The sequence below is a fragment of the Streptomyces sp. NPDC043746 genome (assembly GCF_056436485.1).
The window spans coordinates 21846-38141 of the sequence record NZ_JBWKCM010000001.1 but is presented as its reverse complement, the minus strand read 5'-3'; the positions used below and the strand labels follow the sequence as shown (position 1 = coordinate 38141).

Genomic DNA, 16296 nt, shown 5'->3' with positions numbered 1-16296 from the left:
TCTGACTATAAAGGCTGGGCGGGGGCAGCAGAAGGCCCGCGGCCGGTTCCGTCCGAACTTTCCGGACGGTTACCGGCCGCGGGCCCTGGCGTGGGTGCGGGCGCTGCTAGAGGCCGACCTCGCGCATCAGCATGCCGACCTCGGTGTTGGTCAGGCGGCGCAGCCAGCCGGACTTCTGGTCGCCCAGCGGGATCGGCCCGAAGGACGTCCGCACCAGCCGCTCGACCGGGAAGCCCGCCTCGGCCAGCATCCGGCGCACGATGTGCTTGCGGCCCTCGTGGAGGGTGACCTCGACCAGGTAGTTCTTGCCGGTGTTCTCGACGACGCGGAAGTGGTCGGCGCGGGCGTACCCGTCCTCCAGCTGGATGCCGTCCTTGAGCCGCTTGCCGAGGTCGCGCGGCAGGGGGCCCTGGATGGCGGCCAGGTAGGTCTTCTTCACCCCGTACTTGGGGTGGGTGAGGCGGTGGGCCAGCTCACCGTGGTTGGTGAGCATGATGATCCCCTCGGTCTCGGTGTCGAGCCGGCCGACGTGGAACAGCCGCGTCTCGCGGTTGGTCACGTAGTCGCCGAGGCACTGGCGGCCGTCGGGGTCCTCCATCGAGGAGACGACACCCGCGGGCTTGTTCAGCGCGAAGAAGAGATACGACTGCGCGGCGACGGTCAGGCCGTCGACCTTGATCTCGTCCTTGTGCACGTCCACGCGCATGCCCTGCTCGACCACGATCTCGCCGTTGACCTCGACGCGGGCCTGCTCGATCAGCTCCTCGCACGCGCGGCGCGAGCCCATGCCGGCCCGGGCGAGGACCTTCTGCAGCCGCTCGCCCTCCTGCTCGGCGCCCGGGTGGGTCTTGGGGAGCTTGATGTCGGGCTTGTTCGCGTACCGGTCGCGGTTGCGCTGCTCGATCTTGGCGTCCAGCTCGCGGGGGCGCGCGGGGGCGCCCCGGCGGGGGCCACCGCTGCGGCCGCCGCCCTGTGCGGGCTTCGGGCCGCCCTTGGCGCCGCCGCGGGCCGCCGCGCCCCGGCCCTTGCGGGGGCCGCCCTGGCCGTCCCGGGCGCCGGGGGCGTCGTTGCCCACGTCGTAGCGGCGCTCCTCGGGGCGGGGACGGCGGGGACGCTGGTCCTGCTCGTCCCGGCCGCCGCCCTGGGAGCCGCGTGAGCCCTGGGAGCCGCGTGAGCCCTGGGAGCCCGGACGCCCGCCCTGGCCGCCGGGACGGCCTCCCTGGCTGCCCCCGCGACCGCCCTGGCCGCCGGGGCGTCCGCCCTGACCGCCGCCGCTCCGGGGGTTCCGGCCGCTGCCGCCGCTGCCGCTTCCGCTGTTCCTGCCACTGCTTCGCATCAAAATTCCGTCTTGTCGTCTGCGTGAGTATCCGGGGTGTCCGGTGCGTCCGGATCGAACGACGGCACACCCTCTAGCGTCTCAGCCTCGATCGCGTCCGCCTCCGGGAGGAAGGGCGCGAGCTCCGGGAGCTCGTCCAGGCCTCGCAGGCCCATGCGCTCCAGAAAGTAGTTCGTCGTCCTGTACAGGATCGCACCTGTTTCGGGTTCCGTGCCCGCCTCGGCCACCAGACCCCTCTGGAGGAGGGTCCGCATGACGCCGTCGCAGTTCACCCCGCGCACCGCCGAGACCCGCGACCGGCTCACCGGCTGCCGGTAGGCGACCACCGCCAGGGTCTCCAGCGCGGCCTGGGTGAGCCGGGCGTGCTGGCCGTCCAGGACGAAGCCCTCGACCGCCGCGGCGTACTCCGGGCGCGTGTAGAACCGCCAGCCGCCCGCGACGAGCCGCAGGTCGAAGCCCCGGCGCCGCACGGTGTACTCGTCGGCCAGCTCCCGCAGCGCGTCCGCCACGGCCCGCCGGGGCCGCTGGAGCACCCTGGCCAGCTGGTCGACGGTGGCGGGCTCGTCGACGACCATGAGGACCGCCTCCAGGGCGGGCTTGAGGTCGAGCGAGGCGACCGCGCCCGTGTCGCCTCCCTGCGTCGTCTGCTCGCTCATTCCCGTACGCCCTCCTCTTCCGGGGTCCCGTTCAGCTCCTGCTCGAACTCGTCCGTCACCACCGGCTCCGCGCCCTCCCCGCCGCACCAGGTCACCAGCAGGTCGCCCAGCGCCTCGTCCTGGTCCAGGGTCACGGCCTTCTCCCGGTACAGCTCCAGCAGGGCCAGGAAGCGGGCCACCACGGTCAGCGTGTCCGGGGCGTCCTCGGTCAGGCCGCGGAAGCTGACCGCCGCCCCGGCCGCGCGCAGCCGCTCCACCACGAGGCCCGCCTGCTCCCGCACGCTGACCAGGGGGGCGTGGATGTGGTCCACGTACACGCGGGGCTCGGGCTTCGGCTGCATCGCCTTGACGGCCAGCTTCGCGAACCCCTCGGGCCCGATGCTGATGACCACCTCGGGCAGCAGCTCCGCGTGGTGGCCCTCCAGGCCGACGGTACGCGGGTGGCGGCGGGCCTCCGCCTCCAGACGGCCGCTGAAGATGTCGGCGATCTGCTTGTACGCGCGGTACTGGAGCAGCCGTGCGAAAAGCAGGTCCCGCGCCTCCAGGAGCGCCAGGTCCGCCTCGTCCTCCACCTCGGCGGCGGGCAGCAGCCGGGCGGCCTTGAGGTCGAGCAGGGTGGCGGCGACGACGAGGAACTCGGTGGTCCGGTCGAGGTCCCACTCGGGGCCCATGGCACGGATGTGCGCCATGAACTCGTCGGTGACCTGGGAGAGCGCGACCTCGGTGACATCCAGCTTGTGCTGGGAGATCAGCTGGAGGAGCAGATCGAAAGGCCCCTCGAAGTTCACCAGCCGAACGGTGAACCGCCTGTCGTCGCTTTCGTGCTCCGGCGCGGTCCCCGGCTCCGGTACGGGGACCGCCTCGGGATGCCGTACGGGCTCCGGCTCCGCCCCGGGGACGGGTGCGGCCTCTCGTACGGCCTCGGCTTCCGGCTCCCGTACGGGCTCCGCGGGCGGTTCCACCGGCGGCTGGGCCACTCCCGGCCCCCGCCCCAGGGCGCGGCGGCGCGGGGCGGCGGGGTCGGGTGGCGTCGGCATGGTGGTCCAGGGGGGCGGTGCGGGGCGCGGAGGGGCCCCGCCGGTCGGCGGGTCCCTTCCGGCAGGCTACCGGCGGGGCGCCGGTCAGCGACCGCGCAGCCGCCGAACGAGGATGCTCGCGTCGCCCCGGGACTCCAGGTCGGCGAGGACCACCGCCACCGCCTCGCGGACGATCCGGCCGCGGTCGACGGCGAGGCCGTGCTCGCCGCGCAGGACGAGCCGGGCGTGTTCGAGGTCCATCAGCTCCTCGGCGGAGACGTAGACCGTGATCTTCTCGTCGTGGCGCTCCCGGCCGCTGGGGCGACGGTTCGCCCCGCGTCCGGTGCCGCGCCTGCGCTGCTGCTGGACGGCCGGTGGCTGTTCCGCCGGGGCGGCGGCCGCGGTCCGGTCACCGGCCGGGGCGGCGGCGGGGGCAGCGGCGGCCTGGCGGTCGCTCTCGCCGCCGCGGGCGCGCGCGTCGTCGTCGGCCGGGGCGTGCTCCTCACCGGCCTCGGACCGGCCCGCGGGGTCGCTCTCCCCCGCCGGTGCGGGCACCCGCGGCTCGCCGTTCGCCTTGCGTCGCCGGTCCGCCGGGGAGGAGGACTGCAGGCCCATGCCTCCCCCGGTCGTACGGAACAGTTCGTCGGCCCCGGGCAGACTCACTCGGCGTGACACCGGGCGAGCACCTCCCTGGCGAGCTGGCGGTAGGCGGCGGCACCGACCGAGTTGGAGGCGTAGGTGGTGATGGGCTCGCCGGCGACCGTGGTCTCCGGGAAGCGGACCGTGCGTCCGATGACCGTGTGGTAGACGTGCTCGTCGAAGGCCTCGACGACGCGGGCCAGGACCTCGCGGCTGTGCACCGTACGGGAGTCGTACATGGTGGCGAGGATGCCGTCCAGCTCCAGCTCGGGGTTGAGCCGCTCCTGGACCTTCTCGATGGTCTCGGTGAGCAGCGCCACCCCGCGCAGCGCGAAGAACTCGCACTCCAGCGGCACTATGACCTTGTGCGCGGCGGTCAGGGCGTTGACGGTGAGCAGGCCGAGCGAGGGCTGACAGTCGATCACGATGTAGTCGTAGTCGGCCATCAGCGGCTTCAGGGCGCGCTGGAGCGTGGACTCGCGGGCCACCTCGCTGACGAGCTGCACCTCGGCGGCCGAGAGGTCGATGTTGCTCGGCAGCAGGTCCATGTTGGGGACGGCGGTCTTCAGCAGGACCTCGTCCGCCGCCATGCCCCGCTCCATGAGCAGGTTGTAGACGGTGAGGTCCAGCTCCATCGGGTTGACCCCGAGGCCGACGGAGAGGGCGCCCTGCGGGTCGAAGTCGACGAGCAGGACACGGCGGCCGTACTCGGCGAGCGCGGCACCCAGGTTGATGGTCGACGTGGTCTTGCCGACGCCGCCCTTCTGGTTGCACATCGCGATGATCTTGGCGGGGCCGTGGTCGGTCAGGGGACCCGGGATCGGGAAGTACGGCAGCGGCCGTCCGGTCGGGCCGACGCGCTCGCGGCGCTGGCGCGCGGCGTCGGGCGCGAGCGTGGCCGCGTACTCCGGATCGGGCTCGTACTCGGCGTCGGGGTCGTAGAAGTGCCCCTCGGGCACCTCGGCGAAGTCGGCGAAGCGGTCGGTGTTCCGGCCACTCTCGTTGCCGGCCGTGGCGTTCACGTGTAGGCCGTCCATCATCTGGGGGGCTGTCGTCATGTGCTGTTGGGTGGCGAAGGTGCGGACCGCGACGGAGCCGACAGCTTCGAGCCCGATCGGGCTCAGACCCCGTGCAGGCATCCCTGGTTGACCACCCCCGGGAGTAATTGTCGACTCATTCACAAGTCGTCTTACCTCCTTGGACGTGACCAGGAAACTTATCGATAGGTCAGCGTGGCACCATGCCGACGATTGGCGACTCTATGGCGTGTCACCGGTCCGCAGCAACACAATCCGCCGGACCCGGCCCGATGTGTCGGCAATCGAACGCCTCCCTGTCAAGGGTGCACAGCGGCCAAGCCGCACATTTCGCCGCAGCACGAAACGGGTAAAGAGTTACGTTCGAGGCGAGTTGCGCGAGGGCCTCGCGGGGCCCGGTACGCGTCCGGCCGGACCTTGCTCGGCAAGGTCCGGCCGGAGTCCCGATGTTGACGGGAGGTGTTGACCCGTCAGCCGAGCAGGGTGCTCAGCTCGACGTGCGGGAGGCCGTGCGCCTCGGCCACCTCGCGGTAAACGACCTGCCCCTCATGGGTGTTGAGGCCCTTGGCCAGGGCGGCGTCGCGGCGCAGGGCGTCGGCCCAGCCGCGGTTCGCCAGCTCCACGATGTAGGGCAGCGTGGCGTTGGTGAGCGCGTAGGTGGAGGTGTTCGGGACCGCGCCGGGCATGTTGGCGACGCAGTAGAAGACCGAGTCGTGGACCTGGAAGGTCGGCTCGGCGTGGGTGGTCGGGTGCGAGTCCTCGAAGCAGCCGCCCTGGTCGATCGCAATGTCGACAAGGACACTACCGGGCTTCATCTTGGCGACCAGCTCGTTGGTGACCAGCTTCGGGGCCTTGGCCCCGGGGATGAGCACGGCGCCGATGACGAGGTCGGCCTCGACGACGGCCTTCTCCAGCTCGAAGGCGTTGGAGACGACGGTCTTCACCTTGGTGCCGAAGATCTTGTCGGCCTCGCGCAGCTTGTTGATGTCGCGGTCGAGCAGCGTGACGTGGAAGCCGAGGCCCACGGCGATCTGCGTGGCGTTCCAGCCGGAGACGCCACCGCCGATGACGACGGCCTCACCCGCGTGGGTGCCGGGGACACCGCCGGGGAGCACGCCGCGGCCGCCGACCGAGCGCATCAGGTGGTACGCGCCGACCTGCGGGGCGAGACGGCCCGCGACCTCGGACATCGGGGCGAGCAGCGGGAGCGCGCGGTTCGCGGTCTCGACCGTCTCGTAGGCGATGGCGGTGGTGCCGGAGGCGAGCAGCGCGTCGGTGCACTCGCGCGAGGCGGCGAGGTGCAGGTAGGTGAAGAGGGTCTGGTCCTTGCGGAGGCGGTGGTACTCCTCGGCGACCGGCTCCTTGACCTTGAGCAGCAGGTCGGCGGCGGCCCAGACCTCGTCGGCGGTGGCCAGGATCTGCGCACCGGCGGCGACGTACTCCTCGTCCGGGATGGACGAGCCGACGCCGGCGTCGTGCTCGATGACGACCTGGTGGCCGTGGCGGACGAGCTCGTGCACTCCGGCGGGGGTGATCGCCACCCGGAACTCGTTGTTCTTGACTTCGCGGGGGATGCCGACCTTCACGTCGATCACGGTCCTTGGCTCGGAGGGTAATCCGGACACAACAGTGCAGACCCGGATAGATACATCATAAATGGAGACGCCACGGAGGAACGCGGCAGAGCCAGTCTAATGAAGGACTTCGCGCTGTCTAGCCTTACAAAGCATTAACTTTCTGTCGAAGCACTGCGGATTTCGTAGGCAGAACCCTCCTCCCCCAGCAATCTGTCGGCGGCGGACCTGTGCAGCCGGGCCGCCGCCGGATCTCCGAGCCGGTCCAGGGTGTCGGCCAGCCGGAGCTGGAGCGCCGCCTGAAGCCGCACGTCATCGGCGCGACGGGCCAGCTCGGCCGCCTCCCGGCAGGTGTGCAGCGCCTCGTGCGGCCGCCCGGCGTACTCCTGGACCCGGGCCGCCTCGCTGAGCGCCCGCGCCTGGGCCGCCAGGTCGCCGAGCCTGCGGTGGCCCGCGGCGGCGGCCCGCCAGTTCCGCAGCGCCTCGCCGTACCGCCCGGCGTAGCTGTGGACGGCCCCGAGCCGCCCGTAGAGCCGTGCCTCGTCGGCCCGCTCCCCCTGGGTGAGGCGCTGGGCGAGGGCTCGGCCGTACCAGTCGGAGGCCCGGTGGAAGTCGCCCAGCTCGGCGTACGTACTGCCTACGGATTCCATCGCGCGGCCCGTCGCGTACAGGTCGCCGGCGGCCCGTCCGGCGTCCAGGGCGGCCCGGTACCGGGTCAGGGCGTCGCGGGGGCGGCCGGTGCGGGCGTCCAGGTCCGCCAGGTTCAGCAGGGCCGCCGCCTGCTCGCGGGGCAGGTTCCGGCGCTCGGCCACGTCCAGGACCAGGCCGTGCAGCCCGTACAGCTCGGGGGCGGCGGCCTCGGTGCCCCGGTGCGCGGCGAGCGCCCGGACCAGGGCGGCGATCAGGCGGCGGGCCAGGGTGTCCAGCTCGCCGTCGGCCACGGCGAGCCGGGCGGAGGCCAGCAGGGCGGGCTGGCGCAGGCGCAGCCAGACGCCCGCCTCCTCGGCGTTCGGGAAGCGCAGGGAGCGGGGCAGTCCGGCCAGTCTGCGGTGGGCCGTGGTGCCCTCCGGTTCGGTGACCGCCCGGCAGGCCTGGAGTCGGCGCACGGTCCGCTCCAGCATCCGGGCGCGGGCGAGCTGGATCTCGGCGGGGCGGTCGCGCTCCTCCAGGAGGGCCCGCAGCATCGGGGCGAGACAGCCGGGGATGCCGTACTGGGGGTGGGCGGCGCCGTCCGTGCGCAGCAGCCCGAGCTTCACGAAGTCGTCCAGGGTCCGCTCGGCGGCCGAGACCGAGCAGCCGGCCAGCGCGGAGGCCGTGTGGGCGTCGGCCAGTCCGGCGGGGGCGAGGGCGAGGAGGCGCAGTATCCGGGCGGCGGCCTGCGGCAGCGAGTCGTGGACGAGGCGGAAGGCGCGGGCCAGCGGGCGGGCGCCGGCGGGCTGGGGGTCGCCGGAGTCGGGGAGGTCGTGGAGCTGCTTGGCGACGTCCGCGACGGAGGCCATGGGGCGGGTGGCCAGCCAGCCGCCGATCAGGGTGAGCGCGGCGGGCTGGCCCCCGCACTCCTCGGCCAGGCTCTCGGCGGTGCGCGGGTCGACGGTGATACGGACCTGGCCGATGGCGCGGGCGAGCAGCCGGACGGCCGCGCCCGCCTCCAGGCCGCCGAGGGTGCAGGGCCGGACGTCGGGGATGCCGGTCAGCGGACCGGTGGCGGTGGCGACGACCAGGCAGTCCGGGTTCTCCGGGAGCAGCGGGTCGACCTGTTCGGCGTCGGCCGCGTCGTCGAGCAGCAGGACCAGGCGGCGTACGGAGAGGGCCTCGCGGACCATCTCGGACAGCTCGTCCTGGTCGGCGCCGGGCGGGACGGCGAGCCCGAGCAGCCCGAGGATCTCGCCCGCGGTGCGCTCGGTGGGGACGGGGTCGCCGCCGGGTTCGGTCAGGCCGACCCGGAGCACCCCGTCCGGGTAGTCGCCAAAGCCCGTACCGGCAACGGCCCATGGCAGGGCGCCCGTTGCGGTCGCGGGCCCCGAAGCGTCGGCCGGGGCCGGGCCCGTCCCCGTGAGGGCACCCGCGAGTTCGGCGGCGAGGGCGCTGCGGCCGGAGCCAGGGCGGCCGGCGATGAGCAGGACCCGGGCGCGGGGGGCCTTGCGTCCGGCCAGGGTGTCCAGGCCGACGCGTTCGATGTCGGCCCGCAGGGCCTTCAACTCCCTTTCCCGGCCGAAGAATCGGGGCGGGACGGCGCCGGGCGGCTCCTGGGTCCCCGCAGCTTCGGCCGGGCCGCTGGTGTCCACCGCCTGATCGGTCACGAGCCACGCTCCACTTCACTGCACGCGGTGCCCGCCGGAGCTCCGGTCGGGGCCTTTCGAGCGTAGTTCAGCGGCGGTGCGGATCACTGCCGAGCGGCGCCGACCCCGGGGGAAACATCCCTCGATCGGATCAGCATCTCTTCTGATTGTCCGACTGCATCCGGTCACCTTCGGCCGAAGGGCCGAGGGACTGGGCCGACGGCCCGTCAGTCCTCGAACGGCCGGGCCGGCCAAGGCGCGTCGGCCGGACGGAGCGAGTCGACGCCGTCTCCCGCGCGGACGGCGGTGAGCGCGAGCACCCCGACGACCAGGCAGTTGTTGTGCAGGTCCCCCGCGATCACCAAGCGCACCAGCTCGGACAGCGGGATACGGGCCTGCTCCATGTCGGCCTCCTCCTCGGAGACCTCGAACCGCTCGCCCTCCACGTCGGAGAGGCCCCGGGCGAGGAAGATCCGCACAGCCTCGTCGCAGCCGCCGGGCGTGGTGTAGACGTCGGTCAGCACCCGCCACTCCTCGGCCTTGACGTGCGCCTCCTCGTACAGCTCGCGCTGAGCGGCGTGCAGCGGGTTCTCGCCGGGGACGTCCAGCAGCCCGGCGGGGATCTCCCAGAGCCGCTGGCGGACCGGGTGGCGGTACTGGCGTACGACGAGGACCCGGTCGTCCTCGTCGATGGCGAGGACCGCGACGGAGCCGGGGTGGACCTGGTAGTCACGGCCGTGGACGGAGCCGTCCGGCATCACCACCTGGTCGGTGCGGACGCTGGTCTTGTTGCCCGTGAAGGGGGTGGCGGTCGCCGTGACCTGCCATTCCTCGGGCGTGTCCTGGATCCCCATGTGCGTCCTCCCACGTACCACGTGCCATGTGCCGAAACGAGAAACCGGGGTACGCGTCCTGCGAGCAGGATCCGTACCCCGGTCAACCGTAATGCCTCGGCGTTACTCGCCCGCGCCGACCTTGCGCTCGACGGCCGCCTTCACCAGGCCCGCGAAGAGCGGGTGGGGGCGGGTCGGGCGGGAGCGCAGCTCCGGGTGGGCCTGGGTGGCGACCAGGTAGGGGTGGACCTCGCGCGGGTACTCCACGTACTCGACGAGCTTGTTGTCCGGGGAGGTGCCGGAGAAGACCAGTCCGGCCTTCTTCTCCAGCTCGCCGCGGTAGGCGTTGTTGACCTCGTAGCGGTGGCGGTGGCGCTCCTCGACGTACGGCTCGCCGGCGTACGCCTCGCGCACCACGGAGCCCTCGGCGAGCTTGGCCGGGTAGAGGCCGAGCCGCATGGTGCCGCCCAGGTCGCCCGCGCCCTCGACGTAGGCGAGCTGCTCCTCCATGGTCGAGATGACCGGGTGGGCGGTGGCCGCGTCGAACTCGGTGGAGTTGGCGTCGGGGATCTCGGCCAGGTTCCGCGCGGCCTCGATCACGATGCACTGGAGGCCGAGGCAGAGGCCGAGCAGGGGGACCTTGTTCTCGCGGGCGTAGCGGATGGCGCCGACCTTGCCGTCGACCCCGCGCTCGCCGAAGCCGCCGGGGATGAGGATCCCGTCGACGTCGCCCAGGTGCTCGGCGGCACCGGCGGCGGTGCGGCAGTCGTCGGAGGTGACCCACTTGACCTTGACCCGGGCCTTGTTGGCGAAGCCGCCGGCGCGGATGGCCTCGGTGACCGAGAGGTAGGCGTCGGGCAGGTCGATGTACTTGCCGACCAGGGCGACGGTGACCTCGTGGTCGGGGTTGTGGACCCGGTCCAGCAGGTCGTCCCAGGTCGTCCAGTCGACGTCCCGGAAGGGCAGGTCGAGCTTGCGGACGACGTAGGCGTCCAGGCCCTCGGTGTGCAGCACCTTGGGGATGTCGTAGATCGACTTGGCGTCGATCGCGGCGACCACCGCGGCCTCGTCCACGTCGCACATCAGCGAGATCTTGCGCTTGATGGATGTCGGGACCTCACGGTCGGCGCGGAGCACGATGGCGTCCGGCTGGATACCGATGTTGCGCAGGGCGGCGACCGAGTGCTGCGTCGGCTTGGTCTTCAGCTCGCCCGAGGGGCCGATGTAGGGCAGCAGCGAGATGTGCACGACGAAGACGTTGTCCCGGCCGACCTCGTGGCGGACCTGGCGGACGGTCTCCAGGAACGGCAGCGACTCGATGTCCCCGACCGTGCCGCCGACCTCGGTGATGACGACGTCCACGTCGTCGGTGGCCATGCGGCGGATGCGGTGCTTGATCTCGTTGGTGATGTGCGGGATGACCTGGACGGTGTCGCCCAGGTACTCGCCGCGCCGCTCCTTGGCGATGACCTGCGAGTAGACCTGGCCGGTGGTGACGTTGGCGGAGCCGTCGAGGTCGACGTCGAGGAAGCGCTCGTAGTGGCCGATGTCCAGGTCGGTCTCCGCGCCGTCGTTGGTGACGAACACCTCGCCGTGCTGGAAGGGGTTCATCGTGCCGGGGTCGACGTTGAGATACGGGTCGAGCTTCTGCATCGTGACCCGCAGGCCACGCGCCTTGAGCAGGGCACCCAGGCTGGAGGCAGTCAGACCCTTGCCGAGGGAGGAGGCGACACCCCCGGTGACGAAGATGTGCTTGGTCGTCGTGGATGTGGGCTGCATAGCCAAAGGGGGCTCCCGTGGTCGCGGTTGTGAGGTGCGTACCGGCCGCCGAACCGGGGATTCCGGGGTGCCGTCGCTGCGGTTCGGGGGCCTCGTCCGCTGTCGGATACGACCACCGTCCACGGGCTACCAGGGTAACAGCGACAGGGGGAGGCTGCTTCCGGCCACACCCTGCACAGGGGCGTCACACCATCACCCCAGTCGTTTCACGCCCCACCCGATCAGCTCAGAAATGTTGTCAAGACCATCGCGCGGATCTTCGTACCGCGTCGTATCCTGCTCGGACACTCGCTGCCGAGACGGCCGGCCGGCGGCACACCCAGCCCCGCTCTACCGGTACGGGACCGTCTGTTGCACTACGACCCCTAGACCCTCCCCCAGTAAGCGCCCCCGACGGGGCGACATGGCCGTTCGACTGGAGACGCACGTGGCCGGGCGCATCGAGGATTACGCACTCATCGGAGACATGCAGACCGCCGCCCTGGTCTGCCGGGACGGCACGGCGGACTGGCTGTGCCTGCCCCGCTTCGATTCGCACGCCGTCTTCGCGGGACTGCTGGGCACCGAGGAACACGGCTTCTGGCGGCTGAGCCCGGCACGGGCCGAAGGGGCCGAGCCGCTCCCGGCGGACCGGCGCCGCTACCGCGGCGACTCCCTGATCCTGGAATCGGAGTGGGACACGCCGCGCGGCACCGTGCGGGTGACCGATTTCATGCCGCCGCGTGACGGTGCCCCGCAGCTCATCCGGATCGTGGAGGGCGTCAGCGGCCGGGTGCCGATGCGTTCGGAGCTGCGGATGCGGTTCAGCTACGGCCGGGTGACACCGTGGGTACACAAGGTGGACGGCCGTACGGTCGCCGTCGCCGGGCCGGACTCCGTCTGGCTGGACACCCAGGCCGACACCTACGGCGAGAACCTCACCACCTACTCCGACTTCACCGTCGGCCCCGGCGACCGGGTGGCGTTCACGATCAGCTGGCAGCCCTCGCACCGCGAGCCGCCCGCCCTCCCCGACCCGGAGGGGTCGCTGGAGGCCACCGAGCTGTTCTGGCGCGAATGGGTCGAGCAGTGCACGTACCACGGGCCCTACCGGGAGGCGGTCGTCCGCTCCCTCATCACCCTCAAGGCCCTCACGTACGCGCCTACCGGCGGCATCGTCGCCGCGCCCACCACCTCGCTCCCCGAGGAGATCGGAGGCGTACGGAACTGGGACTACCGCTACACCTGGCTGCGGGACGCCGCGATCACCCTCTCCTCCCTGCTGCGCACCGGCTACCGGGAAGAGGCCCGGGCGTGGCGCGAGTGGCTGCTGCGGGCGGTCGCGGGCGACCCGGAGAATCTCCAGATCATGTACGGCATCGCCGGCGAGCGCGAGCTGGGCGAGGCGGAGCTGGACTGGCTGCCCGGTTACGAGAACTCCGCCCCGGTCCGCGTCGGCAACGGCGCCGCCAACCAGCTCCAGCTGGACGTCTACGGCGAGGTCACCGAGGCCCTCCACCTGGCGCACATGACCGGCCTGACCCGCAACGACTACGCGATGGGCCTCCAGCTCAAGCTGATCGAGTACCTGGAGAAGCACTGGGAGGAGCCCGACGAGGGCATCTGGGAGGTGCGCGGCCCCCGCCGCCACTTCGTGCACTCCAAGGTGATGGCGTGGGTCGCCGTCGACCGGACGATCAAGCTGGTCGAGTCCGGTGACGTCGAAGGCCCCCTGGAGCGGTGGTACGAACTCCGCGACGACATCCACCGGGACGTCTGCGAGCGCGGCTACGACAAGGAACGCAACACCTTCACCCAGTCCTACGGCTCCAAGGAGCTGGACGCCTCCCTGCTGCTCATCCCGCAGATGGGCTTCCTGCCCCCGGACGACAAGCGGGTCATCGGCACCATCGAGGCGATCCAGCGGGAGCTGTCCACGGAGGACGGCTTCATCCTGCGCTACCCCACCGAGGGCGACGAGGCGGGCGTCGACGGCCTGGAGGGCGACGAGGGCGCGTTCCTGGCCTGCTCGTTCTGGATGGCCGACGACCTGGCGATGATCGGCCGGGTCGACGAGGCGCGCCGGCTCTTCGAGAAGCTGCTCGCGCTCCGCAACGACCTGGGCCTGCTGGCCGAGGAGTGGGACTCGGGCCTCCAGCGCCAGGTGGGCAACTTCCCGCAGGCGTTCAGCCATGTGCCGCTGATCGACACGGCCCTGCGGCTGACGGCGAGCGGTGCCTACGTGGGGTGAGGGCGTGTGGGATCCCAGATCCCCTGTCCTTTTCCCACCGGCGGTGTCCACCGCGTGGCCAATAGGACAGGGGGATGGGATTCATGCCCCGTGAGCGAGTAGTTTCCCTCTTCGTGTACAGGACCGCCCCGGTCGTCATCTGCGTACGTGACCGGGGCAGTTCCCCAGCGTTCGGCGGCCGACGGGGCCGCCTCGGGAATCGCGGGGTCGGTGGTCCGATGAGTACAGCCGTGGCCGCACCGGGACGGCTGAGTGTCCGGCGTGGTGACGAGGCCGTGGTGGAAGACCTGGAGTGGCCGTCGGTGCCGCTCCAGCTGCTGCGGGAGGCTCGGCCGTGGCGCACGTTCCGCTGGTTCAAGGGACAGCAGCACTATTCGGGCACGTACTGGTCGGCCACCATGGGCGACCACGTGATCTACGAGTCGCGGCTGGAGCTGGGGCGGCTGTTGTTCGCCGACTTCGCTCCAGAAGTGCGGCGCATCGTCGCCCAGCCGTTCCTGCTCAAGACCGAAGTCGACGGCAAGGTCCGCAAGCACATCCCGGACTATCTGCTGCTGACGGACGACGGTCCGGTGATCGTGGACGTAAAGCCGCGCCACCGGCTCCGGAAGCTGGAGGTCGCCTTCACCTTCGCCTGGACGCGCGAGGCGGTCACGTCGCGCGGTTGGCAGTACGAGGTGTGGAGCGAGCCGGATCCGCATGTGCTGGAGAACATCCGGTTCCTGGCCGGCTATCGCCGCACCTGGCTGTTCGACCCCGATCTGGTGGCCGCGTTGCGGGCCGCGGATCTGGACGGGATGCCGCTGGGTGATGCCTTCCCCGGCTGCTGCCGGAGTGTCCCCGGCCGCTGGTGACATCGGCGGTGCTGCACCTGTTGTGGTCCGGACATGTGACCACCGCGCTGGACCGGCCGCTGAGCGCGGGCCACGTGCTGCGGAAGTCCGCATGAGCGGGGCTGGGACGAAGCTGAGGGTCGGCACGCATTTCCGGCTGGACGGCGAGACGGTCCAGGATCAGGGGTCAAGGCCCCTAGTCGTGGAGCCCCTCGCTCTGCGCGGCAGTCCGGCTAGGCCGGTGGACGTCGGCCGGCGGTGTCCAGGTCTTCCATCACGCTCGTGTGCACGAGGGCGGCCCCGAAGTCCGCCGGGTCGATGGGCCCGTCCTGCCGCTGGATGATCAGGTGGCGGCGCCGGTAGGCGTCCGATCCCCAGCGCTGGACGATCTCCCCGCTCAGGGAGATGTCGATGGTGACGAAGACGCCTTGCTCGTCCTCATCGAAATCGAGAGCGCGCAGCTGCCCGTAGTTCCCTTCGGCCAGGACACGTTCAATGCCGTCCGTCGCGGCGGCGCCGAACTCGCGGAGATGGTCGGTGTACTGGTCCAGCAGGTTCACTCTGCTGTCTCCTCCTGGGCGGCGAGGCAGCCGCAGTCGTTGAGGTAGTAGGCGGTGATGATCCCACGGGCGCGGCCGTCCGGGGTACCCGTGGTGCTGTGGGTGTAGACCACCTTCATGTTCCCCCACTGCGAGTTCACGCCGCTGATCTTGTTGGAGTTGCACGTATAGGTGCCGTTTTTGTTGGTGCACTTGATCGTCGAGCTGTTCAGGGTCTCGTCGATGTCGTCCTTGAACTGGCTCCAGGACTGGTTGATCCGGTGCCCGCGGTCGTCGATGTGGTACTTCCCGAAGCCCGTCGTGTGGCCGGACGAGTTGTCGTGCCGTCCGAGGCGCAGCGGGATGTCGTGCCCCTTGGGCGAGAAGTGTGTGGAGTAGACCGTCCAGTTCTCGCCCGCGGCCTGAGCGGGAGCCGCCCCGAAGGACAGAAGGCCGACGACGCTGGCGATGCTGGCGCCGGCCGCGATGACAGCGGTACGCGTTCGTGACAGGTGCATGGTTTTCCCCCGGTCGGCATCCAGATCGGACGCATGTTCGATAACCCTAGGAGGCATCGCCGCACCATGCCCGCCTTTATGGCAACGGGGCTCAAAGCGCTCAATAACCGTCCGAAAAGGCGAGGTTGCAACGCTCCGGGGGTACGGCATCAGCAGCACGTGCCGTACGGCCCGCCGGAGGAACACCCGCCATGGCCCAGGCCCCGGTTGATTGCCGCGAGCAGCACCGGTTCCCACCCGACGGCGGCGATCGAGGCGGTGTCGGCCAGGCCCGCATCGACAAGGGCGTGCAGCTGCACGGTGTGCTCGATGCCCTGCGACCAGGCGGCGCGGACGGACCGGCGGACGGCGAGGCGGGCCTCCAGCTCTGCGGTGCTGCCGGGCTCCTGCGCACGGATGTCGGCGGCATGGAGCAGCTGCGGTGCGGCGTGCAGCCGAAGGCCCAGCGGACGCTGATGACGCCGGACGCCGGCGCCCGTCGCCGCCTGGGCGCGATGGCCCGGTGCGCCGTCACCCAGGCCGGAGCGGCCTCCCACGTGCAGCGGCTGACCGCGCTCCCGGGCCGCGAAGAAGGACAGAACGAGGACGACTTCACCGAGTTCGACGGCTGGACCGGCGGCGTCGACATCGAGGGCGTCCAGGTCTTCGCAGCCACCCTCTAGCTCGCCCAGCACCCCGAGAGCCTGGCTGGCCCGCCGACGCCGCGCCCTGGTCTCCAGCGCGATGCGCGGCGCCGCCTACGCCACCGGGGCCGGCGCCGTCGGACTCCTCTTCTGGGCGATCCAGCAGGGGCTGCAGGGATACGGCCGTGGTTCGCGGTGGTTCGCCGGGCGTACGCTCCGGCCCAGCGGCCTCGCCGACGTACTCGCCGCCGCCGGGGGCTGCTCAGGCCAACAGCTCGATCACGAGGACGGCCCGCAGCCGTCGGGGTGATCGTGGCCAGTCCAAGCCCGTTCGGCCACGAGGCGCGCTGCAGAGCCCGCGCCCGAGCCGTGTCGCTGGAACGAGCATCAAGCCGATAGGGCGC

General features: G+C 71.5%; 15 protein-coding genes. 4 read left to right on the top strand and 11 right to left on the bottom strand.

Features of this window, described 5'->3' with window-relative positions; translation table 11 throughout:
• Positions 1–106: 106 nt before the first annotated feature.
• The 9 genes from AC0682_RS00195 to AC0682_RS00155 form a co-directional block, all read right to left on the bottom strand.
• Positions 107–1336, bottom strand: a complete 1230-nt coding sequence (locus AC0682_RS00195) for a pseudouridine synthase (RefSeq protein WP_254812874.1) — start codon at positions 1334–1336, stop codon at positions 107–109.
• Positions 1336–1992 (bottom strand): SMC-Scp complex subunit ScpB, encoded by a 657-nt coding sequence (gene scpB, locus AC0682_RS00190; protein ID WP_478530146.1) that lies wholly within the window; start codon positions 1990–1992, stop codon positions 1336–1338. The genes AC0682_RS00195 and scpB overlap by 1 nt, the downstream gene beginning before the upstream one ends.
• Positions 1989–3029: a segregation and condensation protein A gene (locus AC0682_RS00185; RefSeq protein WP_478530144.1), complete on the bottom strand. Its 1041-nt coding sequence runs from the start codon at positions 3027–3029 to the stop codon at positions 1989–1991. The genes scpB and AC0682_RS00185 overlap by 4 nt, the downstream gene beginning before the upstream one ends.
• 84 nt (positions 3030–3113) lie before the next feature.
• Positions 3114–3671: a hypothetical protein gene (locus tag AC0682_RS00180; RefSeq protein WP_254813290.1), complete on the bottom strand. Its 558-nt coding sequence runs from the start codon at positions 3669–3671 to the stop codon at positions 3114–3116.
• Positions 3668–4786 carry a ParA family protein gene (locus tag AC0682_RS00175; RefSeq protein ID WP_254812872.1) on the bottom strand — a complete coding sequence of 373 codons (1119 nt, stop codon included), beginning with the start codon at positions 4784–4786 and terminating at the stop codon, positions 3668–3670. The genes AC0682_RS00180 and AC0682_RS00175 overlap by 4 nt, the downstream gene beginning before the upstream one ends.
• Before the next feature lie 368 nt (positions 4787–5154).
• On the bottom strand, positions 5155–6270 hold the full coding sequence (ald, locus tag AC0682_RS00170; RefSeq protein ID WP_254813289.1) for an alanine dehydrogenase: 1116 nt from the start codon (positions 6268–6270) through the stop codon (positions 5155–5157).
• 143 nt (positions 6271–6413) lie between these two features.
• Positions 6414–8558: a tetratricopeptide repeat protein gene (locus AC0682_RS00165; RefSeq protein WP_478530142.1), complete on the bottom strand. Its 2145-nt coding sequence runs from the start codon at positions 8556–8558 to the stop codon at positions 6414–6416.
• 206 nt (positions 8559–8764) lie between these two features.
• Entirely contained in the window at positions 8765–9391 is a 627-nt protein-coding gene (locus AC0682_RS00160) for an NUDIX domain-containing protein (protein WP_254812870.1), read from the bottom strand.
• A 102-nt stretch (positions 9392–9493) separates the two neighbouring features.
• The gene (locus AC0682_RS00155) at positions 9494–11149 is read right to left on the bottom strand and encodes a CTP synthase (RefSeq protein ID WP_018488030.1); all 1656 of its coding nucleotides are present in this window, start codon (positions 11147–11149) and stop codon (positions 9494–9496) included.
• A 427-nt stretch (positions 11150–11576) separates the two neighbouring features.
• On the opposite strand from AC0682_RS00155, the gene AC0682_RS00150 reads away from it, so the two are divergent.
• Positions 11577–13379 carry a glycoside hydrolase family 15 protein gene (locus AC0682_RS00150; RefSeq protein ID WP_478530492.1) on the top strand — a complete coding sequence of 601 codons (1803 nt, stop codon included), beginning with the start codon at positions 11577–11579 and terminating at the stop codon, positions 13377–13379.
• 218 nt (positions 13380–13597) lie between these two features.
• Positions 13598–14233, top strand: a complete 636-nt coding sequence (locus AC0682_RS00145; protein WP_478530139.1) for a TnsA-like heteromeric transposase endonuclease subunit — start codon at positions 13598–13600, stop codon at positions 14231–14233.
• 212 nt (positions 14234–14445) lie between these two features.
• Here AC0682_RS00145 and AC0682_RS00140 read toward each other — a convergent pair whose 3' ends face one another.
• Together AC0682_RS00140 and AC0682_RS00135 are read right to left on the bottom strand one after the other, a co-directional pair.
• Positions 14446–14772 carry a hypothetical protein gene (locus AC0682_RS00140; protein ID WP_125621556.1) on the bottom strand — a complete coding sequence of 109 codons (327 nt, stop codon included), beginning with the start codon at positions 14770–14772 and terminating at the stop codon, positions 14446–14448.
• Positions 14769–15269 carry a hypothetical protein gene (locus AC0682_RS00135; protein ID WP_478530137.1) on the bottom strand — a complete coding sequence of 167 codons (501 nt, stop codon included), beginning with the start codon at positions 15267–15269 and terminating at the stop codon, positions 14769–14771. Before AC0682_RS00135 ends, AC0682_RS00140 begins: the two co-directional genes overlap by 4 nt.
• A gap of 191 nt (positions 15270–15460) precedes the next feature.
• On the opposite strand from AC0682_RS00135, the gene AC0682_RS00130 reads away from it, so the two are divergent.
• Both AC0682_RS00130 and AC0682_RS00125 read left to right on the top strand, forming a co-directional pair.
• Positions 15461–15931, top strand: a complete 471-nt coding sequence (locus tag AC0682_RS00130) for a hypothetical protein (RefSeq protein WP_478530135.1) — start codon at positions 15461–15463, stop codon at positions 15929–15931.
• Between the two features lie 61 nt (positions 15932–15992).
• On the top strand, positions 15993–16202 hold the full coding sequence (locus AC0682_RS00125) for a hypothetical protein (RefSeq protein ID WP_478530133.1): 210 nt from the start codon (positions 15993–15995) through the stop codon (positions 16200–16202).
• Positions 16203–16296: the final 94 nt, after the last annotated feature.